The organism is Streptacidiphilus monticola (assembly GCF_042658505.1).
Taxonomy (GTDB): Bacteria; Actinomycetota; Actinomycetes; order Streptomycetales; family Streptomycetaceae; genus Streptacidiphilus; species Streptacidiphilus monticola.
This window is the reverse complement of sequence record NZ_JBHSQJ010000060.1, coordinates 9,720-35,261: the sequence shown is the minus strand read 5'-3', so window position 1 is coordinate 35,261 and position 25,542 is coordinate 9,720. Positions and strand designations below refer to the sequence as shown.

22 protein-coding genes and 1 pseudogene are annotated in these 25,542 nt (G+C 73.0%); 20 read left to right on the top strand and 3 right to left on the bottom strand.

The window, feature by feature from the left end:
- Positions 1 to 63: 63 nt before the first annotated feature.
- From pyrR to metK, 13 genes are all read left to right on the top strand, one after another.
- On the top strand, positions 64 to 636 hold the full coding sequence (gene pyrR / locus ACFP3V_RS15055; protein WP_380583519.1) for a bifunctional pyr operon transcriptional regulator/uracil phosphoribosyltransferase PyrR: 573 nt from the start codon (positions 64 to 66) through the stop codon (positions 634 to 636).
- Positions 633 to 1,607, top strand: a complete 975-nt coding sequence (locus tag ACFP3V_RS15050) for an aspartate carbamoyltransferase catalytic subunit (protein WP_380583518.1) — start codon at positions 633 to 635, stop codon at positions 1,605 to 1,607. The genes pyrR and ACFP3V_RS15050 overlap by 4 nt, the downstream gene beginning before the upstream one ends.
- Entirely contained in the window at positions 1,604 to 2,890 is a 1,287-nt protein-coding gene (locus ACFP3V_RS15045; RefSeq protein WP_380583517.1) for a dihydroorotase, read from the top strand. The genes ACFP3V_RS15050 and ACFP3V_RS15045 overlap by 4 nt, the downstream gene beginning before the upstream one ends.
- On the top strand, positions 2,887 to 3,495 hold the full coding sequence (locus tag ACFP3V_RS15040; protein ID WP_380583516.1) for a PH-like domain-containing protein: 609 nt from the start codon (positions 2,887 to 2,889) through the stop codon (positions 3,493 to 3,495). The genes ACFP3V_RS15045 and ACFP3V_RS15040 overlap by 4 nt, the downstream gene beginning before the upstream one ends.
- A complete protein-coding gene (gene carA, locus ACFP3V_RS15035) occupies positions 3,495 to 4,652 on the top strand; it encodes a glutamine-hydrolyzing carbamoyl-phosphate synthase small subunit (RefSeq protein ID WP_380583529.1) in 1,158 nt (385 codons plus the stop codon). The genes ACFP3V_RS15040 and carA overlap by 1 nt, the downstream gene beginning before the upstream one ends.
- Positions 4,645 to 7,950, top strand: a complete 3,306-nt coding sequence (gene carB, locus ACFP3V_RS15030) for a carbamoyl-phosphate synthase large subunit (protein ID WP_380583515.1) — start codon at positions 4,645 to 4,647, stop codon at positions 7,948 to 7,950. The genes carA and carB overlap by 8 nt, the downstream gene beginning before the upstream one ends.
- Before the next feature lie 144 nt (positions 7,951 to 8,094).
- Positions 8,095 to 9,189 carry a quinone-dependent dihydroorotate dehydrogenase gene (locus ACFP3V_RS15025; RefSeq protein WP_380583514.1) on the top strand — a complete coding sequence of 365 codons (1,095 nt, stop codon included), beginning with the start codon at positions 8,095 to 8,097 and terminating at the stop codon, positions 9,187 to 9,189.
- A 33-nt stretch (positions 9,190 to 9,222) separates the two neighbouring features.
- Positions 9,223 to 10,059 (top strand): orotidine-5'-phosphate decarboxylase, encoded by an 837-nt coding sequence (gene pyrF / locus ACFP3V_RS15020; RefSeq protein ID WP_380583513.1) that lies wholly within the window; start codon positions 9,223 to 9,225, stop codon positions 10,057 to 10,059.
- A 260-nt stretch (positions 10,060 to 10,319) separates the two neighbouring features.
- Positions 10,320 to 10,643, top strand: a complete 324-nt coding sequence (mihF, locus tag ACFP3V_RS15015) for an integration host factor, actinobacterial type (RefSeq protein WP_042372926.1) — start codon at positions 10,320 to 10,322, stop codon at positions 10,641 to 10,643.
- A gap of 50 nt (positions 10,644 to 10,693) precedes the next feature.
- Positions 10,694 to 11,251, top strand: a complete 558-nt coding sequence (gmk, locus tag ACFP3V_RS15010; protein WP_380583512.1) for a guanylate kinase — start codon at positions 10,694 to 10,696, stop codon at positions 11,249 to 11,251.
- Positions 11,252 to 11,275: 24 nt separating this feature from the next.
- Positions 11,276 to 11,545: a DNA-directed RNA polymerase subunit omega gene (gene rpoZ / locus ACFP3V_RS15005; protein WP_380583511.1), complete on the top strand. Its 270-nt coding sequence runs from the start codon at positions 11,276 to 11,278 to the stop codon at positions 11,543 to 11,545.
- 127 nt (positions 11,546 to 11,672) lie between these two features.
- Positions 11,673 to 12,881, top strand: coding sequence for a bifunctional phosphopantothenoylcysteine decarboxylase/phosphopantothenate--cysteine ligase CoaBC (coaBC, locus tag ACFP3V_RS15000; RefSeq protein WP_380583510.1), 1,209 nt, complete (start codon positions 11,673 to 11,675; stop codon positions 12,879 to 12,881).
- A 140-nt stretch (positions 12,882 to 13,021) separates the two neighbouring features.
- Positions 13,022 to 14,230, top strand: coding sequence for a methionine adenosyltransferase (metK, locus tag ACFP3V_RS14995; RefSeq protein ID WP_380583509.1), 1,209 nt, complete (start codon positions 13,022 to 13,024; stop codon positions 14,228 to 14,230).
- Positions 14,231 to 14,349: 119 nt separating this feature from the next.
- Here the strand turns inward: metK and ACFP3V_RS14990 are convergent, their stop codons facing one another.
- Positions 14,350 to 14,718 (bottom strand): YbjQ family protein, encoded by a 369-nt coding sequence (locus tag ACFP3V_RS14990; RefSeq protein WP_380583508.1) that lies wholly within the window; start codon positions 14,716 to 14,718, stop codon positions 14,350 to 14,352.
- A gap of 60 nt (positions 14,719 to 14,778) precedes the next feature.
- On the opposite strand from ACFP3V_RS14990, the pseudogene ACFP3V_RS14985 reads away from it, so the two are divergent.
- Positions 14,779 to 16,904 (top strand): annotated as a pseudogene (locus ACFP3V_RS14985) (primosomal protein N').
- Positions 16,905 to 17,272: 368 nt separating this feature from the next.
- Here ACFP3V_RS14985 and ACFP3V_RS14980 read toward each other — a convergent pair.
- Positions 17,273 to 17,764, bottom strand: a complete 492-nt coding sequence (locus tag ACFP3V_RS14980; RefSeq protein ID WP_380583507.1) for a hypothetical protein — start codon at positions 17,762 to 17,764, stop codon at positions 17,273 to 17,275.
- 161 nt (positions 17,765 to 17,925) lie between these two features.
- On the opposite strand from ACFP3V_RS14980, the gene def reads away from it, so the two are divergent.
- The 3 genes from def (at position 17,926) to ACFP3V_RS14965 (ending at position 21,095) form a co-directional block, all read left to right on the top strand.
- On the top strand, positions 17,926 to 18,474 hold the full coding sequence (def, locus tag ACFP3V_RS14975; protein ID WP_380583528.1) for a peptide deformylase: 549 nt from the start codon (positions 17,926 to 17,928) through the stop codon (positions 18,472 to 18,474).
- A gap of 41 nt (positions 18,475 to 18,515) precedes the next feature.
- Complete coding sequence (gene fmt, locus ACFP3V_RS14970) at positions 18,516 to 19,439, top strand: methionyl-tRNA formyltransferase (protein WP_380583506.1); 924 nt, start codon at positions 18,516 to 18,518, stop codon at positions 19,437 to 19,439.
- A gap of 222 nt (positions 19,440 to 19,661) precedes the next feature.
- A complete protein-coding gene (locus tag ACFP3V_RS14965) occupies positions 19,662 to 21,095 on the top strand; it encodes an RsmB/NOP family class I SAM-dependent RNA methyltransferase (RefSeq protein WP_380583505.1) in 1,434 nt (477 codons plus the stop codon).
- 7 nt (positions 21,096 to 21,102) lie between these two features.
- Here the strand turns inward: ACFP3V_RS14965 and ACFP3V_RS14960 are convergent, their stop codons facing one another.
- Positions 21,103 to 21,825: a hypothetical protein gene (locus tag ACFP3V_RS14960; RefSeq protein WP_380583504.1), complete on the bottom strand. Its 723-nt coding sequence runs from the start codon at positions 21,823 to 21,825 to the stop codon at positions 21,103 to 21,105.
- A 157-nt stretch (positions 21,826 to 21,982) separates the two neighbouring features.
- Between ACFP3V_RS14960 and ACFP3V_RS14955 the strand changes: the two genes are divergently transcribed.
- The 3 genes from ACFP3V_RS14955 to ACFP3V_RS14945 all read left to right on the top strand — a co-directional run.
- Positions 21,983 to 23,887, top strand: coding sequence for an N-6 DNA methylase (locus ACFP3V_RS14955; RefSeq protein ID WP_380583503.1), 1,905 nt, complete (start codon positions 21,983 to 21,985; stop codon positions 23,885 to 23,887).
- 48 nt (positions 23,888 to 23,935) lie between these two features.
- Positions 23,936 to 24,637 carry a hypothetical protein gene (locus ACFP3V_RS14950; RefSeq protein WP_380583502.1) on the top strand — a complete coding sequence of 234 codons (702 nt, stop codon included), beginning with the start codon at positions 23,936 to 23,938 and terminating at the stop codon, positions 24,635 to 24,637.
- Positions 24,634 to 25,542: serine/threonine-protein kinase (locus tag ACFP3V_RS14945; protein WP_380583501.1), on the top strand; the 909-nt coding region annotated here is incomplete at its 3' end. The genes ACFP3V_RS14950 and ACFP3V_RS14945, both read left to right, overlap by 4 nt.

Genomic DNA, 25,542 nt, shown 5'->3' with positions numbered 1-25,542 from the left:
ACCCATCCCGTAGACATCCTTTAAGGCCCGTCCCGTGAGGCGGGGAAGGAGGTCGGCTTCGGCATGACCACAGCTGCCCAGCGACAGGTCCTCGACCAGGGTGACATCGCCCGGTCGCTGACCCGGATCGCCCACGAGATCGTCGAGCGCGCCAAGGGCGCGGAGGACGTCGTCCTGCTCGGCATCCACACGCGAGGCGTCTTCCTCGCCCGCCGCCTGCACCGCAGGCTGGCCGAGATCACCGGCCGCGAGATCCCGCTCGGGACCCTGGACATCACCATGTACCGGGACGACCTGCGGCTCAAGCCCGCCCGCGCGCTCGAGCAGACCGAGATCCCCGACGGCGGCATCGACGGCAAGCTCGTCGTCCTGGTCGACGACGTGCTCTTCTCCGGCCGCACCATCCGCGCCGCGCTCGACGCCCTCGGCGACATCGGCCGCCCGCGGGCCGTGCAGCTCGCCGTGCTGGTCGACCGCGGCCACCGCGAACTGCCCATCCGCGCCGACTACGTGGGCAAGAACCTGCCGACCTCGCTGCGGGAGTCGGTGAAGGTCAAGTTGGACGAGACGGACGGACTGGACGCGGTCCTCCTCGGCGAGACCACGGACGCCACGAACGGGAGCACCTCGAAGTGAAGCGCCACCTCATCTCCACCGCGGACCTCAGCCGCGAGGACGCGCTGCTGATCCTGGACACCGCCGAGCAGATGGCCCAGGTGTCCTCACGGTCCGTCAAGAAGCTGCCCACACTGCGCGGACGCACGGTCGTCAACCTCTTCTTCGAGGACTCCACCCGCACCCGCACCTCCTTCGAGGTCGCCGAGAAGCGGCTGTCCGCCGACGTCATCAACTTCTCCGCCAAGGGTTCGTCGGTCTCCAAGGGCGAGACCCTGAAGGACACCGCGCTGACCCTGCAGGCCATGGGCGCGGACGCGGTCGTCATCCGGCACAGCGCCTCGGGCGCGCCGAAGCGGCTCGCCGAGTCCGACTGGCTGCACGGCAGCGTGGTCAACGCGGGCGACGGCACCCACGAGCACCCCACCCAGGCGCTGCTCGACGCCTTCACCATGCGCCGCCACCTCAACCCCGGTGCGGGCAAGGACCTTTCCGGCCGCCGCGTCACCATCGTCGGCGACGTGCTGCACAGCCGGGTGGCCCGGTCCAACGTGCACCTGCTGCACACGCTGGGCGCCGAGGTGACCCTGGTCGCCCCGCCGACGCTGATGCCCTTCGGCGTGGAGACCTGGCCCTGCCAGTTCAGCTACGACCTGGACGCCTCCCTGGCCAAGGCCGACGCGGTGATGATGCTCCGGGTCCAGCGCGAGCGGATGAACGCCGCCTACTTCCCCACCCAGCGCGAGTACACCCGCCGCTACGGCCTCGACGCCCGCAGGCTCGGCCTGCTGCCCGAGCACGCGCTGGTGATGCACCCCGGCCCGATGGTCCGCGGCATGGAGATCGAGTCGGACATCGCCGACTCGCCCCGCTCCGTCATCGTCGAGCAGGTCGCCAACGGCGTCAGCGTCCGGATGGCCGTGCTGTACCTGCTGCTCGGCGGCTCCGAGCCCGCCATCACGACCAACCCCACCCAGGAGAACGGCAAGTGACGTCCTATCTGATCCGCAACGCCCGCATCCTCGGCGGGGAGCCGCAGGACATCCGCATCGCCGACGGCGTGATCGCCGAGATCGGCGCGGGCCTGGCAGCGGACGGCGGGCAGGAGATCCAGGCCGACGGCCTGATCGCGCTGCCCGGCCTGGTCGACCTGCACACCCACCTGCGCGAGCCCGGCCGTGAGGACGCCGAGACCGTCCTCACCGGCACCCGCGCCGCCGCCAAGGGCGGTTTCACCGCCGTCCACGCGATGGCCAACACCTTCCCGGTCGCCGACACCGCCGGCGTCGTCGAGCAGGTCTGGCGGCTGGGCCGCGAGTCCGGCTACTGCGACGTGCAGCCGATCGGCGCCGTCACCGTCGGCCTGGAGGGCAAGCAGCTCGCCGAGCTGGGTGCGATGGCCGACTCCGCCGCGCAGGTCCGGGTCTTCTCCGACGACGGCAAGTGCGTGGACGACGCGGTGATCATGCGCCGGGCGCTGGAGTACGTGAAGGCCTTCGGCGGCGTGGTCGCCCAGCACGCGCAGGAGCCCCGGCTGACCGAGGGCGCGCAGATGAACGAGGGCGTCGTCTCCGGCGAGCTGGGCCTGCGCGGCTGGCCAGCCGTCGCCGAGGAGTCGATCATCGCCCGGGACGTGCTGCTCGCCGCCCACGTCGGCTCCCGGCTGCACGTCTGCCACCTGTCCACGGCCGGCTCGGTCGAGATCGTCCGCTGGGCCAAGGGCAAGGGCTGGGACGTCACCGCGGAGGTGACGCCGCATCACCTGCTGCTCACCGACGAGCTGGTGCGCTCCTACGACGCGGTCTACAAGGTCAACCCGCCGCTGCGGACCCAGGAGGACGTGCTCGCCCTGCGCGAGGCGCTGGCCGACGGCACGATCGACATCGTGGCCACCGACCACGCCCCGCACCCGGCGGAGGACAAGGACTGCGAGTGGGCCGCCGCCGCGATGGGCATGGTCGGCCTGGAGACCGCGCTCTCCGTGGTCCAGGCGACCATGGTCGACACCGGTCTGATCGGTTGGGCCGAGGTCGCCGAGCGGATGTCCGCCAAGCCCGCCGCGATCTCCGGTGTCCCCGGCCACGGCCGCCCGCTGGCCGTCGGCGAGCCCGCCAACGTCGTCCTCTACGACGCGGGCCACCGCGCCGAGGTGGACCCGGCCGCGTTCGCCACGCGCAGCCGGAACACTCCTTACCGCGGCATGGAGCTGCCCGGCCGGGTGGTCGCCACCTTCCTGCGCGGCGAGGCCAAGGTGCTGGACGGAGAGCTGCAGTGAGCGTCCTTCCGGCCCCACTGGCGGACACCGCCAAGCACTCCGCGCCGGTCACCCACGTCGGTGATCTCATCGGCTGGACGCTCGGCATCCTGCTGGTGATCGCTCTGGTGTACTGGCTGATGCGCCAGGGCTGGAACTGGCGCAAGACGGTGCAGTCGGGCCTGCCCGAGCTGCCCAAGCCCCCGGCCCGGACGACGGAGACCCTGCTGGAGGACGAGGGCCGCTACATCGGCTCCACCACCGCCGGGCAGTGGCTGGACCGGATCGTGGCGCACCGCCTCGGCGAGCGCAGCCTGGCCGAACTCACCCTCAGCGCCGAGGGGTTGAACGTCGTCCGGCCCGCCTCGACCAGCTTCTTCGTCCCGGTGGACCAGCTGCGCGGCGCCCGCACCGACAAGGGCATCGCCGGAAAGGTGCTGCCCGAGGGCGGCGTCCTGGTCGTCACCTGGGAGCACGGCGGCAAGCTGCTCGACTCCGGGTTCCGGCTGGACCGCTCCGAGCAGCACGAGAACTGGGTGACCGCGATCGAGGTGCTGATCCAGGCACACGAGCGGGCGCAGCAGTCCCCGCAGAACGACACGCACGAGAACACGGAAGGCGCATGATGACCGCACCGGCATCCACCCCCACGGCGCGACGTCGCGAGCGCGTCCCCGCCGCCTACGTCCTGGAGGACGGGCGGATCTTCCGCGGCCAGGCCTACGGCGCCATCGGCGAGACCTTCGGCGAGGCCGTCTTCAACACCGGTATGACGGGCTATCAGGAGACCCTGACCGACCCCTCCTACCACCGCCAGATCGTGGCCATGACGGCCCCTCAGATCGGCAACACCGGCGTCAACGACGAGGACCCGGAGTCCCAGCGGATCTGGGTCGCCGGCTACGTCGTGCGCGACCCCAGCCGGGTCTCCTCCAACTGGCGCGCCCGGCGCAGCCTCGACGATGAGCTGCGCGCGCAGGGCGTCGTCGGCATCTCCGGCATCGACACCCGCGCGCTCACCCGCCACCTGCGCGAGCGCGGCGCGATGCGGGCCGGCATCTTCTCCGGCCCGGCCCTCGCCGACGACGCGACCATGCTGGCCAAGGTCCGCCAGGCGCCCGAGATGGCCGGCGCGGACCTGTGCGGCGAGGTCGCCACCCAGGAGGCCTACGTCGTCCCGGCCATCGGCGAGAAGAAGTTCACCGTCGCCGCCCTCGACCTCGGCATCAAGGGGATGACCCCGCACCGGATGGCCGAGCGCGGCATCGAGGTGCACGTGCTCCCGGCCAACGCCACCGCCGAGGACGTCTACGCGGTCGACCCCGACGGCGTGTTCTTCTCCAACGGCCCCGGCGACCCGGCCACCGCCGAGAACCAGGTGGCCGTGCTGCGCGAGGTGCTGGGCCGGAAGACGCCGTTCTTCGGCATCTGCTTCGGCAACCAGCTGCTCGGCCGGGCCCTGGGCTTCGGCACCTACAAGCTCAAGTACGGCCACCGCGGCATCAACCAGCCGGTGCAGGACCGCACCACCGGCAAGGTCGAGGTCACCGCGCACAACCACGGCTTCGCCGTGGACGCCCCGCTGGACCGGGTCTCCGAGACCCCGTTCGGCCGGGTCGAGGTCTCCCACGTCTGCCTGAACGACGACGTGGTCGAGGGCCTGCAGTGCCTGGACCAGCCCGCGTTCTCCGTCCAGTACCACCCCGAGGCGGCGGCCGGACCGCACGACGCCGCCTACCTGTTCGACCGCTTCGTCTCGCTCATGGAGGGCCAGCGTGCCTAAGCGCACCGACATCCAGTCCGTTCTGGTCATCGGTTCCGGCCCGATCGTGATCGGCCAGGCGGCCGAGTTCGACTACTCCGGAACCCAGGCCTGCCGGGTCCTCAAGTCCGAGGGCCTGCGGGTGATCCTGGTCAACTCCAACCCGGCCACGATCATGACCGACCCGGAGATCGCCGACGCCACCTACGTCGAGCCGATCACCCCGGAGTTCGTCGAGAAGATCATCGCCAAGGAGCGGCCTGACGCGCTGCTGCCGACCCTGGGCGGCCAGACCGCGCTCAACGCCGCGATCTCGCTGCACGAGGCCGGGATCCTGGAGAAGTACGGCGTCGAGCTGATCGGCGCCAAGGTCGAGGCCATCCACAAGGGCGAGGATCGCGACCAGTTCAAGGCCGTCGTCGAGGCCGTCCGCGCCAAGATCGGCCACGGCGAGTCCGCCCGCTCGGTCATCTGCCACACCATGGACGAGGTGCTGGCGGGTGTGGACACCCTCGGCGGCTACCCGGTCGTCGTCCGCCCCTCCTTCACCATGGGCGGCGCCGGCTCCGGCTTCGCCCACGACGAGGAGGAGCTGCGCCGTATCGCCGGGCAGGGCCTCACGCTCTCGCCGACCACCGAGGTGCTCCTGGAGGAGTCCATCCTCGGCTGGAAGGAGTACGAGCTGGAGCTGATGCGCGACAAGAACGACAACGTCGTGGTCGTCTGCTCCATCGAGAACTTCGACCCGATGGGCGTGCACACCGGCGACTCCATCACCGTCGCCCCGGCGATGACGCTGACCGACCGCGAGTACCAGGTGCTGCGCGACATCGGCATCGCGGTCATCCGCGAGGTCGGCGTGGACACCGGTGGCTGCAACATCCAGTTCGCGGTCAACCCCGAGGACGGCCGGGTCATCGTCATCGAGATGAACCCGCGGGTGTCCCGCTCCTCCGCGCTGGCGTCCAAGGCCACCGGGTTCCCGATCGCCAAGATCGCCGCCAAGCTGGCCGTCGGCTACACGCTGGACGAGATCCCCAACGACATCACCGAGCAGACCCCGGCCTCCTTCGAGCCGACGCTCGACTACGTCGTCGTCAAGGTCCCGCGCTTCGCCTTCGAGAAGTTCCCGAGCGCCGACTCCACGCTGACCACCACCATGAAGTCGGTCGGCGAGGCGATGGCCCTGGGCCGCAACTTCCCCGAGGCGCTGAACAAGGCGCTGCGCTCGCTGGAGAAGAAGGGCTCGCAGTTCGACTTCGTCTCCCCGGTGGGGGACAAGGCCGAGCTGCTGGCCACGGCCGCACGGCCGACGGACGGCCGGATCAACACGGTCATGGACGCGATCCGGGCCGGGGCCACCCCGGAGGAGGTCTTCGAGTCCACGAAGATCGACCCCTGGTTCGTCGACCAGCTGTTCCTGATCCACGAGATCGCCGAGGAACTGGCCGAGGCCGAGCTGCTCGATCCCGAACTGCTGCGCCACGCCAAGCGCCACGGCTTCTCCGACCAGCAGATCGGTGAGATCCGCGGCCTCAAGGCCGACGTGGTCCGCGAGGTCCGGCACGCGCTGGGCATCCGCCCGGTCTACAAGACCGTGGACACCTGCGCCGCCGAGTTCGCCGCGAAAACCCCCTACTTCTACTCGTCCTACGACGAGGAGTCGGAGGTCGCGCCCCGCGAGAAGCCCGCGGTGATCATCCTGGGCTCCGGCCCCAACCGCATCGGCCAGGGCATCGAGTTCGACTACTCCTGCGTCCACGCCTCCTTCGCGCTGAGCGACGCCGGATTCGAGACCGTCATGGTCAACTGCAACCCGGAGACCGTCTCCACCGACTACGACACCTCCGACCGGCTCTACTTCGAGCCGCTGACGCTGGAGGACGTGCTGGAGATCGTCCACGCCGAGCAGCAGGCCGGCCCGGTCGCGGGCGTCCTGGTGCAGCTGGGCGGGCAGACCCCGCTGGGTCTGGCCCAGGCACTGAAGGACAACGGCGTTCCCATCGCCGGGACTTCGCCCGAGGCGATCCACCTTGCCGAGGAGCGCGGCGCGTTCGGCCGCGTGCTCGTCGAGGCCGGGCTGCCCGCGCCCAAGCACGGCACCGCCTTCTCCTTCGCCGAGGCGAAGAAGATCGCGGACGAGATCGGCTACCCCGTCCTCGCCCGCCCGTCCTACGTGCTGGGCGGCCGCGGCATGGAGATCGTCTACGACGAGGCCTCTCTGGCCGACTACCTGGAGCGGCACGCCGGTCTCATCTCCGAGCACCCGGTGCTGATCGACCGCTTCCTCGACGACGCCATCGAGATCGACGTCGACGCCCTCTACGACGGCGAGGAGCTGTACCTGGGCGGCGTGATGGAGCACATCGAGGAGGCCGGCATCCACTCCGGCGACTCGGCCTGCGCGCTGCCCCCGATCACCCTCGGCGGCTTCGACATCAAGCGGCTGCGGACCGCGACCGAGGCCATCGCCCGCGGCGTGGGCGTGCGCGGTCTGATCAACATTCAGTTCGCCATGGCCGGGGACATCCTGTACGTCCTGGAGGCCAACCCCCGTGCCTCGCGCACGGTTCCGTTCACGTCGAAGGCGACGGCCGTCCCGCTGGCCAAGGCCGCGGCCCGGATCTCGCTCGGCGCGACCGTCGCCGAACTGCGCGCCGAGGGTCTGCTGCCCAAGGAGGGCGACGGCGGCGAGCTGCCGCTGGAGGCCCCCATCGCGGTCAAGGAGGCCGTGATGCCCTGGAGCCGCTTCCGCGACATCCACGGCCGCGGCGTCGACACGGTGCTCGGCCCGGAGATGCGCTCTACCGGCGAGGTCATGGGCCTGGACACGGTCTTCGGCACCGCCTACGCCAAGTCCCAGGCGGGCGCGTACGGCGCGCTGCCGACCAGCGGGCGGGTGTTCGTGTCGGTGGCCAACCGCGACAAGCGCAGCCTGGTCTTCCCGGCCCGCGCGCTGGTCGAGTTGGGCTTCGAGCTGCTGGCCACGAGCGGCACGGCCGAGGTCCTCAAGCGCAACGGCATCACCGCGACGGTCGTGCGCAAGCACAGCGAGGGCGCGGGCGAGGGCCCGGATCGGACCATCGTCCAGCTGATCCACGACGGGGAGATCGACCTGATCATCAACACCCCGTTCGGGACGGGCAGCCGGCTCGACGGCTACGAGATCCGCACGGCGGCCGTCGCCCGCGGGGTCCCGTGCCTGACGACCATTCAGGCCATGGGCGCGGCGGTCCAGGGCATCGACCAACTGCTGCGCGGCGAGGTGGGTGTGCGCAGCCTCCAGGAGCACGCCGCCCTCCTGAACGCCTCGCGGTAGTCGCACTCTCCAGGGGCGCGAGGAGGACTGCGCGAGCAACACACCACTCGGGGAGGTCCGTCCCGCAGACGGGGTCGGACCTCCGCGGGCGGCGGGCTGGTCGCGCAGTTCCTCGCGCCCCCTGGTGGCACAGGAAGGTGCACCATGTACAAGTTCTTCTTCAATCTCGTCTTCCGGCGGATGGATCCCGAGAAGGCGCACCACCTGGCCTTCCGCTGGATCCGGCTGGCTGCCTCAATCCCCCTGCTGCGCACGCTCGTTGCCGCCGTCCTGGCCCCGCGCGACCCCGCCCTCCGGGTGCGGGCGCTGGGGCATGAGATGCCCGGGCCGTTCGGTCTCGCCGCCGGCTTCGACAAGAACGCCGTGGGCATCGACGGACTGGCCATGCTGGGGTTCGACCACGTCGAGATCGGCACCGTCACCGCCCAGCCGCAGCCGGGCAATCCGCAGCCGCGGCTCTTCCGGCTGGTCGAGGACCGGGCGCTGATCAACCGGATGGGCTTCAACAACGAGGGCTCCGCCGCCGTCGCGGCCCGCCTCGCGGCCCGGCGGAGGACCGCCACCGTCGTCGGCGTCAACATCGGCAAGACCAAGGTCGTCCCCGAGGCCGAGGCCGTCGGCGACTACGTCACCTCCACCGAGCGGCTCGCCCGTCACGCCGACTACTTCGTCGTCAACGTGAGTAGCCCCAACACGCCGGGCCTGCGCAACCTGCAGGCCGTGGACCAGCTGCGGCCGCTGCTCTCCGCCGTCCGCGAGACGCTCGACGCCCACACGTCCACGCACGTCCCGCTGCTGGTCAAGATCGCTCCGGACCTGGCCGACGACGACATCGACGCCGTCGCCGACCTGGCGCTCGAGCTGCGGCTGGACGGGATCATCGCCACCAACACCACCATCGGCCGCGAGGGACTGCTCACCGACCGGGCCAAGGTCGACGCCATCGGCGCCGGCGGCCTCTCCGGCGCGCCCCTCAAGGCCCGCTCCCTCGACGTGCTCAAGCGCCTGCACGCCCGTACCGGTGGGCAGTTGACGCTCGTCTCGGTCGGCGGGGTGGAGACCGCGCAGGACGTGTGGGAGCGCATCCTCGCCGGGGCCAGCCTGGTCCAGGGGTACAGCGCCTTCATCTACGAGGGCCCGTTCTGGTGCCGCAAGATCCACAAGGGCCTGTCCGCCCGGCTGCGCAACGCGGGCTACCGCTCGCTCGCCGAGGCCGTCGGCGTCACCGCACCGCACTGACCACCGCTCACCGACTTCCCACGAGGAGACTCGATGACCGCTCCCTTCGGCGCCCGACTGCGCGCCGCCATGGACACCCGCGGCCCGCTCTGCGTCGGCATCGACCCGCACGCCTCGCTGCTGCGCGACTGGGGGCTCGACGACGACCTGGCCGGTCTCGAGCGCTTCTCCCGCACGGTGGTCGAGGCACTGGCCGACCGGGTCGCGGTGCTCAAGCCGCAGGTCGCCTTCTTCGAGCGCTTCGGCAGCAAGGGCCTGGCGGTACTGGAGGCCGGCATCGCCGAGGCCCGCTCCGCCGGGACGCTGGTGCTGACCGACGCCAAGCGCGGCGACATCGGCAGCACCATGGCCGCCTACGCCGAGGCCTTCCTGGCCACCTCCAGCCCGCTGTTCTCCGACGCGCTCACCGTCTCGCCCTACCTCGGCTTCGGCTCGCTGCAGCCCGCCGTGGACGCGGCCCGGGCCGCCGGCTCCGGCCTGTTCGTGCTGGCGCTCACCTCCAACCCCGAGGGCCACGAGGTGCAGCGGTCGACTGCCCGCTCCGGCAGGACGGTCGCGCAGGAGATCCTGGCCCGGCTGGCCGCCGAGAACGCGGGCGAGGAGCCGCTCGGCTCCTTCGGCGCGGTCGTCGGCGCGACCCTCTCCGACGTCGACGAGGCGGACCTCGCCATCAACGGCGCCCTGCTGGCACCGGGCGTCGGCGCGCAGGGGGCGACCCCGGCGGACCTCCCCAAGCTGTTCGGCGCGGCCGCCCGCAACGTGCTCCCCAACGTGTCCCGCGACGTGCTGCGTCACGGCCCGTCGGTGGCGGCGCTGCGCGCCTCCGCGGACCGCTATGCCGAGGAGATCCGGGCCGCCGTCGGCGTGTGAGGATCGTGTGAAACCTCGGTGACGGTCTGAGCTGCGACTTCTCCGAAACTGGCCCAGGCGGCCAAGTTCCCTCCGGATATCCGCCCGAATTGCCGGAAAAGTCGGCCCAGTTGCCCTGTCCAGACGGCCTGAGCAGGAGTTTTCTGCACTTTTCCCTGACGGGAGCCGCCGAGAGGGGTAGTGTCCGAGCACAAGGGCCGAGGGAGATCCTGGGCTCCGACCTGTCCTGTTAGTTTCGTTCGAACACTGAGGTGAACGGCGTGGCACTTCCGCCCCTTACCCCTGAGCAGCGCACGGCTGCGCTCGCCAAGGCAGCTGAGGCTCGCCGGGAGCGCGCCGAGATCAAGAACCGGCTCAAGCACTCCGGTGCGTCGCTCCACGAGGTCATCAAGGCCGGCCAGGAGAACGACGTGATCGGCAAGATGAAGGTCTCCGCCCTGCTGGAGTCCCTGCCGGGCGTGGGCAAGGTCCGCGCCAAGCAGATCATGGAGCGTCTCGGCATCTCCGAGAGCCGCCGCGTGCGCGGCCTGGGAACGAACCAGATCGCCTCCCTGGAGCGCGAGTTCGGCGGCGCTGCGTCCTGACTCCGCGCCCCGGGGTTCGGCAGGCGTCCAGGTTCCTGGATAATCGGTACATGAGTGAACGTCCGCGGCTGACCGTGCTCTCCGGCCCCTCCGGGGTCGGCAAGAGCACGGTCGTCGCTCATATGCGCGCAGCCCACCCCGAGGTCTGGCTCTCCGTCTCCGCCACCACCCGCAAGCCGCGGCCGGGCGAGAGGGACGGAGTTCAGTACCACTTCGTCGACGACGACATCTTCGACAAGCTCATCGCCAACGGCGAGCTGCTCGAATGGGCGGTCTTCGCCGGCAACCGCTACGGCACCCCCCGGGCCGCCGTCCAGGAGAAGCTGGACGCCGGCGAGCCGGTGCTGCTGGAGATCGACCTCCAGGGCGCCCGCCAGGTCCGCGAGTCGATGCCCGACGCCCAGCTGGTCTTCCTCGCGCCGCCCTCCTGGGAGGAGCTCGTCCGCCGGCTCACCGGCCGTGGCACCGAGTCCGCCGAGGTCATCGAGGAGCGGCTGCAGCAGGCCCGGGTCGAGCTGGCCGCCGAGAGCGAGTTCGACACGACCCTTGTCAACACCTCCGTCGAGGATGTAGCGGCCGAGCTGCTAGCCTTGCTCCACGTAGTCTGATCTTTTTCTGCGGAAGGTTCTCGCGTGTCCTCTTCGATGACAGCGCCCGAAGGCATCATCAACCCGCCGATCGATGAGCTGCTCGAGGCCACCGACTCCAAGTACAGCCTGGTGATCTACGCCGCCAAGCGCGCCCGTCAGATCAACGCCTACTACTCGCAGCTCGGCGAGGGCCTGCTGGAGTACGTCGGCCCGCTGGTCGACACCCACGTCCACGAGAAGCCGCTGTCGATCGCGCTGCGCGAGATCAACGCCGGTATGCTCACGGCCGAGGCCGTCGAGGCCGCCCAGTAGGTCCGGTACGTCCGGACAGGCAAGTTCGGCTTGAGGGAGCCGCGGACCATCATGGAATGGTCCGCGGCTTTCTTGCGCCGTGGTGGAGTTCCTTCGGGTCAGGTTCGAGTCAGGGGTGTGCGCCGCAATGAACGTCGTCCTCGGGGTCAGCGGCGGGATCGCCGCCTACAAGGCGTGTGAGCTGCTGCGGCGCTTCACCGAGTCCGGGCACCGCGTGCGGGTCGTCCCCACCGCCTCCGCGCTGCACTTCGTCGGCGCCGCCACCTGGGCCGCGCTGAGCGGGCAGCCCGCGGAGACCGAGGTCTGGGAGACCGTCCACGAGGTGCCGCACGTGCGCATCGGCCAGAACGCCGACCTGCTCGTGGTCGCCCCCGCCACCGCCGACATCCTGGCCAAGGCCGCCCACGGCAACGCCAACGACCTGCTCACCAACACGCTGCTCACCGCGCGCTGTCCGGTCGTCTTCGCGCCCGCCATGCACACCGAGATGTGGGAGCACCCGGCCACCCAGGAGAACGTCGCCACGCTGCGCCGCCGCGGTGCCATCGTCATCGAGCCCGCCGTCGGCCGGCTGACCGGCGCGGACACCGGCAAGGGACGCTTCCCGGACCCCGAGCAGATCTTCGAGCTGTGCCAGCGGGTGCTGGCCCGCGGCGCGGACGCCGGGGTCGCCGACCTGGCGGGCCGTCATGTCGTCGTCTCCGCCGGAGGGACCCGTGAGCCCCTGGACCCCGTCCGCTTCCTCGGCAACCGCTCCTCAGGACGCCAGGGCTACGCCCTCGCCCAGGTCGCCGCTGCGCGTGGCGCGCGGGTGACCCTGGTCTCCGCCAACGTGTCCCTGCCGGCGCCGGCCGGGGTGGACGTCGTCCGCGTCGGAACGGCGCTGGAGCTGCGCGAGGCGGTGCTGAACGCCCGTCAGGACGCCGACGCCGTGGTCATGGCGGCGGCGGTGGCCGACTTCCGTCCGGCCGCCATGGCCGCCGGGAAGATCAAGAAGAAGGACGGCGTCGAGCCCGCCCCCGTCGAACTGGTCCGCAACCCGGACATCCTCGCCGAGATCTCCGCCGACCGCGCCCGGGCGGGCCAGGTCGTCGTCGGCTTCGCCGCCGAGACCGACGAGGTGCTCGCCAACGGCCGGGCCAAGCTCGCCCGCAAGGGCTGTGACCTGCTCGTCGTCAACGAGGTCGGCGTCGACAAGACCTTCGGCAGCGAGCACAACGAAGCCGTGGTCCTCGGTGCCGACGGCACCGAGACACCGGTCCCGCACGGGCCCAAGAGCGCACTCGCCGACGTGGTCTGGGATCTGGTCGCGGCGCGGCTCGGTTCCGAAACCTGATCCAAAACCTGAGACCGGTTGGTACTGTCGGCCACGCCGTTCGTTACACTCCGGTCAGTAGTTCTCCAAAGTCTTTCCGGACGTCAGAGGCGGTTCGCCGCTGATGTTCAGTCAGCAGCCGCTGCAACCCAGGGAGCGCTGTGTCTCGCCGCCTGTTCACCTCGGAGTCCGTCACCGAGGGCCACCCCGACAAGATCGCTGACCAGATCAGCGACACCATCCTCGACGCCCTGCTCAAGGACGACCCCACGTCCCGCGTGGCCGTCGAGACGCTGATCACCACCGGCCTCGTGCACATCGCCGGTGAGGTCACCACCAAGGCCTACGCGCCGATCGCGCAGCTGGTGCGCGACAAGATCCTCGAGATCGGCTACGACTCCTCCAAGAAGGGCTTCGACGGCGCCTCCTGCGGCGTCTCGGTGTCCATCGGCGCGCAGTCGCCGGACATCGCCCAGGGTGTCGACGCCGCCTACGAGGCCCGTGTCGAGGGCGACGAGGACGAGCTCGACAAGCAGGGCGCCGGCGACCAGGGCCTGATGTTCGGCTACGCCTGCGACGACACGCCCGAGCTGATGCCGCTCCCGATCCACCTGGCGCACCGGCTCTCCCGCCGGCTCACCGAGGTCCGCAAGAACGGGACCATCCCGTACCTGCGTCCGGACGGCAAGACCCAGGTCACCATCGAGTACGACGGCGACCGGGCGGTCCGCCTGGACACCGTCGTCGTCTCCTCGCAGCACGCGTCCGACATCGACCTGGACTCGCTGCTCGCGCCGGACATCCGCGAGTTCGTGGTCGAGCCCGAGCTCAAGGCGCTGGCCGACGCCGGCATCGCGCTGGACACCGAGGGCTACCGGCTGCTGGTCAACCCGACCGGCCGCTTCGAGATCGGCGGCCCGATGGGCGACGCCGGCCTGACCGGCCGCAAGATCATCATCGACACGTACGGCGGCATGGCCCGCCACGGCGGCGGCGCGTTCTCCGGCAAGGACCCGTCCAAGGTGGACCGCAGCGCCGCGTACGCGATGCGGTGGGTCGCCAAGAACATCGTCGCCGCGGGCCTGGCCACGCGCGCTGAGGTGCAGGTCGCGTACGCGATCGGCAAGGCCGAGCCGGTGGGCCTGTTCGTGGAGACGTTCGGGACGGAGACCGTCCCGGTGCTGAAGATCCAGGAAGCCGTGACCAAGGTGTTCGACCTGCGTCCGGCCGCGATCATCCGCGACCTGGACCTGCTCCGCCCGATCTACGCCCAGACGGCGGCCTACGGCCACTTCGGCCGCGAGCTGCCCGACTTCACCTGGGAGCGGACGGACCGCGTCGACGCCCTGAAGCAGGCCGTCGCGGAGTAGCAGCACCCGCCAGGGGCGAGCAACGCACCACTCGGGGAGGTCCGACCCCGGCCGCGGGACGGACCTCCCCGAGTGGTGTGTTCCTCGCGCGGTCCCCCGGCCCCTTCGGGGCGGTGCGACTAACCCAGGGGTGAAATGACGGCCGCGGTGCCGTAGGCGCAGATCTCCGCGCCGTTGCCGCCGGCTTCGCTGACGTCGAACCGCATCATGAGGATGGCGTTCGCGCCCCGGGCCCGCGCCGCTTCGACCAGGCGGTCCATCGCCTGGTTGCGGGCCTCGACCAGGGTCTTCGTCAGGCCCCGGAGCTCCCCGCCGGCAAGGGACTTGAGGCCGGCGCCGAGCTGGCTGCCGAGGTTCCGCGAGCGCACGGTGAGGCCGAAGACCTCGCCGATCACCCTGTCCACCCGGTAGCCGGGCACGTCGTTGGTGGTCACCACCAGGACGTCGGGGGAGTGCTGCCCACCGCTGTACTCGTCGATGTTCGCCATGGTTCGCATTGTGCCGGGCCGGCGGCCGTGTCGGCGCCATCTGGTAGGACAGTGGTGGAGATGGCCGAACCCGCAGCTGAGCAGCACGGTGGCGGCATGGAGCAGCTGGAGCTGGTCCGTGCCGAGCTGAAACGTGCGCGCTCGCGGCCGCGGCCGAAGCCCAGCGCGGCCCGCCTGCCGGTCGCCCGCGTCGTCGTGGACCGGGGGCTGTCCCACCTCGACCAGTTCTTCGACTACTCCGTCCCGGCCCGGCTCGACGAGGCCGCGCAACCGGGCGTCCGGGTCCGCGTCCGCTTCGGCGGGCGGGTCGTCAAGGGCCAGGGCCGACGCGAGGGGGGGACACTGGTCGACGGGTACGTGGTCGAGCGGCTGGCCGAGAGCGACTTCGCGGGACCGCTCGCCCCGCTCAGTCAGGTCCTGTCCCCGGAAAGGGTGCTGACGCCCCGTCTGCTCCAGCTGTGCCGCGCGGTCGCCGACCGGTACGCGGGCACACTGGCCGACGTGCTCCAACTCGCCGTCCCGCCCAAGCACAACCGCCCGGAGGGCGAGCCGGTCCGGCCNCCAAGCCCACCCCCCCGGAGGGCGAGCCGGTCCGGCCGCCGCTGCCGCCCCCCGCCGCGCCGGCGGCCGGGAGCTGGCAGCGGTACGCGCAGGGGGAGGCGTTCCTCGCCGCGCTCGCGGCGGGGCAGACCCCGCGCGCCGTGTGGACGGCGCTCCCCGGACCGACCTGGCCGGAGGAACTGGCCCGCGCCGTCGCGGCGACGCTGGCGTCCGGGCGCGGGGCGCTCGTCCTGCTGCCCGACGGGCGTGCCGTGGCCCGCGCCGACGAGGCGCTGGGAGCGCTGGTGGGCGAGGGCAGGCACGTCGCGCTCACCGCCGAGCTGGGCGCCGAGGAGCGCTACCGGCGCTGGCTGGCCGTCAACCGGGGCACGGTCCGCGCCGTCGTCGGTACGCGGGCGGCGATGTTCGCCCCGGTGCGGGACCTCGGCCTGGTCGCCATCTGGGACGACGGCGACTCCTCGCACGCCGAGCAGCACGCCCCCCAGCCCCACGCCCGGGACGTGCTGCTGCTGCGCGCGGCGGAGGAGCGGGCGGCGGTCCTGATCGGCGGCCTGTCGGTCACCGTGGAGGCGGCGCAGCTGGTCCGCACCGGCTGGGCCCGCCCGCTCGCGGCCGAGCGGGGCGCGGTGCGGGCCGCCGCGCCCCTGGTGCGCACGGTCGGCGACGAGGAGCTGGCCCGGGACGCCGCCGCGCACGCGGCCCGGCTGCCCAGCCTCGCGTGGCGGACGGTGCAGGAGGGGCTGACCCGCGGGCCGGTGCTGGTGCAGGTGCCCCGGCGCGGCTACGTCCCCCGGCTGGCCTGTGCCCGGTGCCGGGAACCCGCCCGCTGCACGGCATGTGAGGGCCCGTTGGAAGCCGGCGGCGAGGGCGAGCCGCTGCACTGCGGCTGGTGCGGGCGTCCGGAGATCGACTGGCACTGCCGCGCGTGCGGGTCCTTCCGGTTGCGCGGCCAGGTCTTCGGACACCGGCGCACCGCGGACGAGCTGGGACGTGCCTTTCCGTCAGTTCCCGTGCGCACCTCGGGACGTGACGGTGTGTTGGCCGCGGTGTCCGAGGCGCCGGCACTCGTCGTCTCGACGCCCGGAGCCGAGCCGGTCGCGGCGGGCGGCTACGCCGCCGCGCTGCTGCTGGACGGCTGGGCCATGCTCTCCCGCCCCGACCTGCGCGCGGGCGAGGAGGCCCTGCGGCGCTGGCTCGGCGCCTCCGCGCTGGTGCGGCCGGCGGGTGAGGGCGGCGTGGTCGTGATCGTGGCCGAGCCGACGCTGCGCCCGGTGCAGGCGCTGGTGCGCTGGGACCCGGCCGGGCAGGCGCTCTCCGAGCTGGACGAGCGCGAGCAGTTGGGCTTCCCGCCGGTGTCCCGGATGGCCTCGGTGACCGGGAGCGCGGCGGGGGTCGCGGACCTGCTGGCACTGGTGCGCCTGCCCGCGGACGCCGACGTGCTGGGTCCTGTCCCGGTGCCCGCGCTGCGCCCGGGGGAGGAGCCGCAGGAACGCGCGCTGATCCGGGTCCGCCCGGGGAGCGGGGCCGCGCTCGCGGCCGCGCTCAAGGCCGCGCAGGCGGCGAGGCTCGTCCGCAAGGCCGGCGACCCGGTCCGGGTTCGGATCGACCCGCCCGACATCGGCTGACGCGGCCCCCTCCCTGCGGGTGCCGCCACGCCGATGCTGGGCGGCTTCGCCGTGCGCGCCCGTCCCGAGCGGCCCACCCACCCGGGGCCGGGGCCGGCCCCTCTTGGGGCGGGCCTGGGATGTGGACGACCTCCCTGGGCGGCCCCGTACGAGGCGGACCTCCCGGCCCTGGCGTGGGAGGTGGGCGACCTCCTGGGTAGGCCCGGGGAAGGAACGGATCTCCTCGGGGCGGGGCCGGGGCGTGGCCAGCCTCCCGGGTCTGACCGCCGGGTGGGCCCAGGGACTTGGCACTGCCGTTCTCTCGATGGGCCGGCCGCGTTGGGCGGCGGGCCTCCCGCCGGGGTGGGGGAGGTTCCGCCTCCACCGGATTACTGCAGGGGTCTGCGGGGTGGGACGACGGGGCTGCGGCGGGCTGCCGGGATCGTGCCGGAGAGGCCGGGCTGCGGGCTCTGGGGGGCGGGGTCCTGCGCCGCGGCCTCCGCGGCCAGCGCCCGCGGCGTGCCGTCGGGCGAGCCGCGGCGCACGCCGTAACGGCGGTGCACGGCCTGCTTGGTGACGCCCAGTGCGGAGCCGACGGCGTCCCAGGAGAAGCCGAGCGAGCGGTCGAACTCGACCGCTGCCGCGACCAGGCCCTCCACGCTGTCCCTCAGCTCCTGTGCGAGCCGGACCGTGGGCGCGGGCGCGCGGCCGTAGACGACGAAGCCGTTGGCGGTCGTGGGACGCCGGGGCCGGTAGACGTTGCCGAGCTGGGCGGTCAGGGTCCGCAGCGCATCGACCTGGCGCCGGACTCGTTCGATGTCCCGAACCAGCAGGTGCAGGCTGGCCCGCGTCCGGGCGTCGTGGGTGGCTTGTTCGACCATGGTGCGTTCTGGCCTCTCCCGTCGGTCAATCTCTTTTGACAAACGGCCGACCACCGCCTTCGGTCACGCAGGGGGCGTGCGCGGATCTCCGAGGGGCGCGCGGCCTCTAGACTTGTCTCTCCGTGACCACCCAGAAGGCCCAACGACCCGAGGACCGCGCCATGGCCATCCAGCCGATCAGGATCTTCGGCGACCCGGTGCTGCGCATGAAGGCGCAGCCGGTCACCGACTTCGACAAGGAGCTGCGGACCCTGGTCAAGGACCTCACCGAGACCATGCAGGACGCTCCGGGCGCGGGCCTGGCGGCCCCTCAGATCGGCGTCTCGCTGCGGGTGTTCACCTACCACGTGGACGGTGAGCTGGGCCATCTGGTCAATCCGAGCCTCGACCTGACCGACGAGACGCAGGACGGGGGCGAGGGCTGCCTGTCCCTGCCGGGCCTCACCTTCGACACCCGGCGCGCCTACGGCGTGGTCGCCAAGGGCTTCAACATGTACGGGGACCCGGTCACCATCGAGGGCACCCAGCTGCTGGCGCGCTGCATCCAGCACGAGACCGACCACCTGGACGGCATCATCTTCATCGACCGGCTCGACCGCGAGCAGCGCAAGGCGGCGATGAAGGCCATCCGCGAGGCCGAGTGGTCCCAGGACGGGACCGCCCCGCAGGTGAAGGTCTCCCCGCACGCCACCTTCGGCCGCGCGTTCTGACGGACCGCCAGAAGCACGACCAGAAAGGCACGACGCAACAGATGAAGCTGGTCTTCGCCGGTACCCCCGAGGTCGCCGTCCCGTCGCTGGAGGCGCTGCTGGCCTCCGGCCACGAGGTCGCCGCCGTCGTCACCCGGCCCGACGCCCCCGCCGGGCGCGGCCGCAGGCTCGTCGCCAGCCCGGTGGCCCAGCGGGCGGAGCAGGCCGGGATCGAGGTGCTGAAGCCGGCCCGGCCGCGCGACCCGGACTTCCTGGCCCGGCTGGCGGAGATCGCTCCGGACTGCTGCCCGGTCGTCGCCTACGGCGCGCTGCTGCCGAAGGCGGCGCTGGACGTGCCCCGGCACGGGTGGGTGAACCTGCACTTCTCGCTGCTGCCCGCATGGCGCGGCGCGGCCCCGGTGCAGCATGCGGTGATGGCCGGCGACGAGGTCACCGGCGCCTCCACGTTCCTGATCGAGGAGGGACTGGACTCGGGCCCGGTCTACGGCATGGTGACCGAGGAGGTCCGCCCGACCGACACGAGCGGGGACCTGCTGGAGCGTCTGTCCCGGTCCGGCGCACGGCTGTTGGCGGCGACGATGGACGGCGTCGAGAGCGGCGAGCTGGTCCCGCGCCCGCAGCCTGCGGAGGGGATCACGCTGGCGCCGAAGATCACGGTCGAGGACGCCCGGGTCGACTGGACCGCGCCCGCGCTGCGGGTCGACCGGGTCGTCCGCGGCTGCACGCCGGCGCCGGGCGCGTGGACGCTGTTCCGCGGCGAGCGGTTGAAGCTCGGCCCGGTCCGGATCACCGAGGGGAACGCGCTGGCGCCCGGGGAGATCGCGGTGGCCAAGAACAGCGTGCGGGTGGGCACCGGGAGCTTCGAGGTGGAGCTCGGGGAGGTGCAGCCGCAGGGCAAGAAGCGCATGGGCGCGGGAGACTGGGCCCGAGGTTCCCGCATCGAGGCAGCCGAGCGGCTGGGGTGAGTCGCCCGCCCCGCCAGGGGCGCGAGGATCCCCCGCCCTCCCCCAGGCCCCCGGCCGGGAGCACCCCCATGCCGGGAGTGTCGCCAGCGCGGGCAACACACCACTCGGGGCGGTTCGGCCGCGTGTGCGGGTCGGACCTCCGTGGGGGCGGGCTGGTCGCGCGGTTCCTCGCCCCCCGATCGTGCATAGCAATCGTCAGAACATTTTCTGGAGCACCGTCAGATGAGCACCCCCGCACCGAAGAAGCGTCCGTACCGCAAGCCGAGGACCGATCCGGCCCGGCGGGTGGCGTTCGACGCGCTCCGCGCCGTGGACGAGCGGGACGCGTACGCCAACCTCGTCCTGCCGTCGCTGCTGCGCAAGGCCCAGCAGCAGTACCCCGACTTCGACCGGCGGGACGCCGCCTTCGCGACCGAGCTGGTGTACGGCACGCTGCGGATGCGGGGCGCGTACGACGCGATCATCGCGTCCTGCACGGACCGGCCGCTCGGGAAGATGGATCCGCCGGTCCTGGACGTCATCTCGCTCGGGGCGCACCAGCTGCTCGGCACCCGGATCCCCACCCACGCCGCCGTCTCCGCGACCGTCGACCTGGCGCGCACCGTGCTCACCGACGGGCCCGCCAAGTTCGTCAACGCGGTCCTGCGCCGGATCTCCGAGCGGGATCTGGACGAGTGGCTGGACCGCGTCGCGCCGTCCTACGACGAGGACGCCGAGGAGCACCTGGGCGTGCACTTCTCGCACCCGCGCTGGGTGGTCTCCGCGCTGTGGGACAGCCTGGGCGTCTGGCAGCCCGGCTACAGCGGGCGCAGTGCCATGGAGGACCTGCTCGCCGCCGACAACGACCGGCCGGAGGTGACGCTGGTCGCCCGGCCCGGGCGGGCGACCGTGGCCGAGCTGCGGGACTCGCTGCCTGACGACGCGTTAGCGCCGGGCCGCTGGTCGCCGTTCGCGCTGCGGTTGGCCGAGGGCGGCGACCCGGCGACGATCCCCGCCGTGCGGGAGAACCGGGCCGGGGTGCAGGACGAGGGCAGCCAGCTGGTCGCGGCCGCGCTCGCGGCGGTGCCCGTCCAGGGCCGGGACACGAGGTGGCTGGACGGGTGCGCCGGGCCGGGGGGCAAGGCCGCGCTGCTGGCCGCGCTGGCGGCCGGGCGCGGGGCCACGCTGGTGGCGTCCGAGGTGCAGCCGCACCGGGCGCGGCTGGTGGCGCGGGCGCTGGAGGGCAACCCGGGCCCCTACCAGGTGATCACCGCCGACGGGACGCGCCCGGCGTGGCGGCCGGAGAGCTTCGACCGGGTGCTGGTGGACGTCCCGTGCTCCGGTCTGGGCGCGCTGCGTCGCCGCCCGGAGTCCCGGTGGCGGCGCAAGCCGGCCGACGTCGCCCGGTTCGCGCCGCTGCAGCGCGGCCTGCTGCGCTCGGCTCTGGACGCGACGCGTCCCGGCGGCGTGGTCGGCTACGCGACCTGCTCGCCGCACCTGGCGGAAACCCGCGTGGTGGTGCAGGACGTGCTGCGCGGCCGGGACGACGTCGAGTGGGTGGACGCCCGCGCGTTCCTGCCGGGCGTCCCCGATCTCGGCGACGGCCCGGACGTCCAGCTCTGGCCGCACCTGCACGGCACCGACGCGATGTATCTGGCGTTGCTGCGCCGGAAGTGACGCTCCGTCAGCGGACGCGGGCGACCAGCTTCCGGGTGAGGGCGACGCCGTAGCCGCCGGTGGTCTTCTGGTCGGAGGCGAGGGTGGTGACCACCACCTTGCCGACGCGGACCGCGACCAGCGTGTCGCCGCCGTCGAAGTCGGGCGAGGTGATGACGGCCTCGACCGCGTCGTCGCCGAGCCCGGGCAGCGTCTTCTGGGTCAGCTTGGAGTGGAGGCTTTGGCCGTCCTGCTTGATCGTGAAGCTCTTGCACTCGGCGAAGACCTTGCGCAGCGCCGCCATCGCCCGCTGCGCGCCGTCGCCCTCGAACGCGTCCAACTGCTGGGCGAACATGTTGTTGTAGCGGTCCGTGGCGTCGCTCGCGGCGAAGGAGTCGCTGCCCACGCCGGTGGCTCCGATCCAGTCGGTCGCGTTCAGGCCGGGGCAGGCCTTGGCGGCCGGGACCTTCTCGTCGCTGGGCTGCGTGTACGTGCCGCCGCTGTCCTGGTCGCCCGACGGGTCGGCCTTGAGCGTCTTCGGCAGGACGGAGTGGGGGAGCAGCAGGGACTTGAGCTTGGTGCCGGTGGGCAGCCCGGCCGTCGGGTCGGCGGGGGCGGCCGAGGCGGAGCTGGTCGCGGCCTTGTCCGCAGAGCTCTTGGTGCCCGCCGCCGAGGAACAGGCGGCGAGGCCGAGGGCGGTGGAGGCGCACAGCAGTGCGGTGAGGGCGCGGCGGCGGAGGGGGTTCGTCATGACGGGGCGTCACTCCCTGGCTGTGGTGCGGGCGATGGTCCGTGTGATGCGGCGCAATCACAGCATGGACTGTTAAGTGAGTCAACACGCCTCGTGGGCGTGAACTCGTGTGTATGATCGCCGCAACGCAGACCACTGGGGGGAAGGAGCCCGGACGATGTCGCTCCGGCGGAACGAGGTGACCGCGAGCGGGATCGCCCGGCTCGCGGGGGTGCGGCCGGCAGCCGTCAGCAACTGGCGCCGCCGCCATCCCGATTTCCCCCAGCCGGTCGGCGGCAGCCCCAGCAGCCCCACCTTCGACCTGAGTGAGGTCGAGGGCTGGTTGCGGGACCAGGGCAAGCTCACCCGGATCCCGCTCGCCGAGTCCGTGTGGCAGCAGGTGGCGCAGGACCCCGCCGGACCTGCCGCCGCCCTCGCGCGCCTGGGCGCGGTGCTGCTGCTGGAGCGCGAACGCCCCGGGGCCTGGCCCGGAACGCCGGACGGGATCCCCGGGGCGCTCGCCACCCTTCGTACCCTGCTGGAGGAGCGACTGGGGGCCGGGCACCCGGTTCCGCTGCCCGAGCCCGGAGACCTCACCGAGGCGCTGCCGCAGCTGGCCGATGGTCTGGCCCTCGCCCGCGAGGACGGCCCGCAGCAGGCCTTCGCCTTCCTGCTGGGCCGTCAACTCGAAGCCGCGGCGCGGCACGCGCCCACGACCCCGGCCGGGACCGCCGGGCTCATGGCGGCCCTCGCGGGGCCCGCCGCGCACGTGCTCGACCCCGCCTGCGGGCCCGGCGGACTGCTCGCCGCGCCTGCCACCGCCACCGTCCTCGGCGGCCGGGAGCTCGACCCCGAGCAGGCAGCTCTGGCCGCCCTGCGGCTGGCCCTCGGCACCCGGGCCCGCGTCCGCATCCGCACCGGGGACAGCCTGCGTGAGGACGCCCTGCTCTGGGACGCGGGGGCCGACGCCGTGCTGTGCCACCCGCCGTTCAACGAACGGCACTGGGGGCATGAGGAGTTGGCCTACGACCCACGCTGGGAGTACGGCCTGCCGCCGCGCACCGAGTCCGAACTCGCCTGGGTCCAGCACGCCCTGGCCCACCTGCGCCCCGGCGGCCGGGCCGTGCTGCTGCTGCCGCCCGCCGTCGCCGCGCGCCGCTCGGGCCGACGCATCCGCGCGGACCTGGTTCGCCGCGGTGCGCTCCGCGCCGTCGTCGCCCTGCCCGCCGGGGCCGCGGCGCCGCACGGCATCCCGCTGCACCTGTGGGTGCTGGGGCGGCCCGAACCCGGGGCCGCGCCGCCCCAGCAGGTGCTCCTCGTCGAGACCGCCGGACTGGCCGGACAAGGATGGCCGGAGCTGCAGCGCACGGTCACGGGGCTGTGGGCGGAGTTCTCGGCCGGCCGCCCCGCCGACCGGCCCGGCACCAGCCGTGCCGTCCCGGTCGTCGAGCTCCTGGACGAGGATGTGGACATCACGCCGGCACGGTTCCTGCCGCCTCCCGCCGCAGCCGGGTCCGGACCCCGACTCGCCGCGCTGCACGAGGAGTTGACCGCGGCCCTGACCCGTGCCGCGCGGCTGGTCCCGCCCGTCCCGGAGCAGCCCGCGCCGACCGGGCCCGCGACCACCGTCGGCGACCTCGTCCGGGCCGGGGCGCTCACCGTCCACTCCGGCACCGCCGCCGAGCCGACCACCACCAGGCCCGGCGACGTCGTGGTGCCCGTCCTCGGCACCACCGCCACCGTCCGGGTCGTCGACGCCGCCTCGGCCGGCGTCCCGCTGGACCGGACGCTGCAACTGCTGCGCCCCGACCCGAACACGCTCGACCCCTGGTTTCTCGCCGGGGTGCTGCGCAGCACGGCAGCCAGCCGCCGCGCCAGCAGTTACACCTCCACCGCCACCCGGCTCGACCTGCGCCGCCTCGAGGTGCCCCGGCTGCCGCCGGCCGAGCAGCGCCGGCACGGCGAACTCGCCCGCGCCGTGGCGGAGTTCGAGCAGGCCCTGGAACAGGCCGCGGAGCTGGGCCGCCGCTACGGGCAGGCCCTGCACGACGGCGGGGCGGAGGCCGGGGCAGCCCCGGGCTGAGGCGACGGTACGCTACGGGCGTCCGCCGACCGACCCCTGGAGCTGCGCATGTACGGCCCCGGCCCGATTTCCGCGCCGCCGCTCAAGCGTGAGCACCCGGCGGTCCGCGTGCTGTGGGTGCTCTGGCGGATCGTGCTGACGGCCCTCCCGCTCGCCAGCGTCGGGCTGCTCGCCTGGGTTCCGTTCGCCTGGATCCTCGCCGTCCGCCGCCGCGTCCGCGACGGGGTGCTGCTCGGCGTGTGCCTGGCGGTCGTCGCCGCCGTGTTCGTGCTGATCGGCCAGTCCCGGACGGACAGCGACTGGCAGAGCAACGTGGGTACGGCGCTGGTGCTGCTGCTCTCGGCGACGGCATCCGTGTACGCGCTGATGGCCGACCTGCAGCTGGCCCGGCTGCGCCGGGAACGCCGTCTCGCCGCTGCGGCCGCTACCGGTGTCTGGCATCCCGGAGCCGCCGGACTCCCGTCGCACTCCGGGCAGTTCGGCCCCGCGACCGCCACCCCGCCGCCGTTCGCGGGCGCGCAGCAGGCACCCCCGGGTCCGGGGGCCCCCGTTCCGCCCGTACCGTCCGCACCGCTGCCGCCCGCGCCGCACGCACCGTCGGCGTCGCCGGTCCCGTACCCGTCGTACCCGGGAGCCGTCCCGGTGCCGGCCGCCGGGCCCGTCCCGGCCGACGGGCGGATCGCGCAGGTGCGGGCCGAATTGGACGACCTGAGTCGGCTGCTGCGCGAGCAGGGCGGCGGCGCCGAGTGAACGCCCGTACCGTCGGCGGGCGTTACGCGATCGAGTCCCTGGTCGGCCAGGGCGGCATGGGCCAGGTCTGGAGCGCACACGACCGCGTCCTCGGCCGCCGCGTCGCGGTCAAGCTGCTGCGTCCCGCGCTGCTGGCCGACCCGGCCCGGGCCGATGAGCTGCGACGGCGCTTCGCCCGCGAGTCCCGGGTCACCGCCCGGGTCAACCATCCCGGCCTGGTCACCGTCTACGACGCGGGGGAGGACGGCGAGGACCTCTACCTCGCCATGGAGTACGTCGAGGGCGCCGACCTCGCCGACCACCTCGCCGAGAACGGCCCCTACCCCTGGCCCTGGGCGGTCGCCGTGGCCGCCCAGCTGTGCCCCGCCCTGGCGGCGGTGCACGCCGTCCCCGCCGTCCACCGCGACCTCAAGCCGCGCAACGTGATGATCCGTCAGGACGGCACCCTGGTCGTCCTCGACCTCGGCGTCGCCGCACTGCTCGACGACGAGGCGACCCGGTTCACCCAGACCGGGACGCCCGTCGGCAGCCCTGCCTACATGGCGCCGGAGCAGGCCCTCGGACGGCCCGTCGGCCCCTGGAGCGACCTCTACTCGCTCGGCATCGTGCTGCACGAACTCCTCGGCGGGACCGTCCCCTTCGAGGGATCCTCCGCCCTCGGCACGCTCCACCGGCACGTCCACGAGCCCCCGGTGCCGCTGCGCCGGATCCGGCCCGACGTGCCCGAGCCGATGGAGGCGCTGGTGCTGCGGCTGCTGGGCGCGGACCCGGGGCAGCGGCCGCCCGACGCCGCCGCCGTGCACCGGGAGCTGACCCCGCTGCTGCCGCAGCCCGACCCCGGCGCGGCTCCGCGCGGGCTGCCGATGGACCCGACGCGCCCGTTCCGCCGCCCGTTCGCCCCCTGG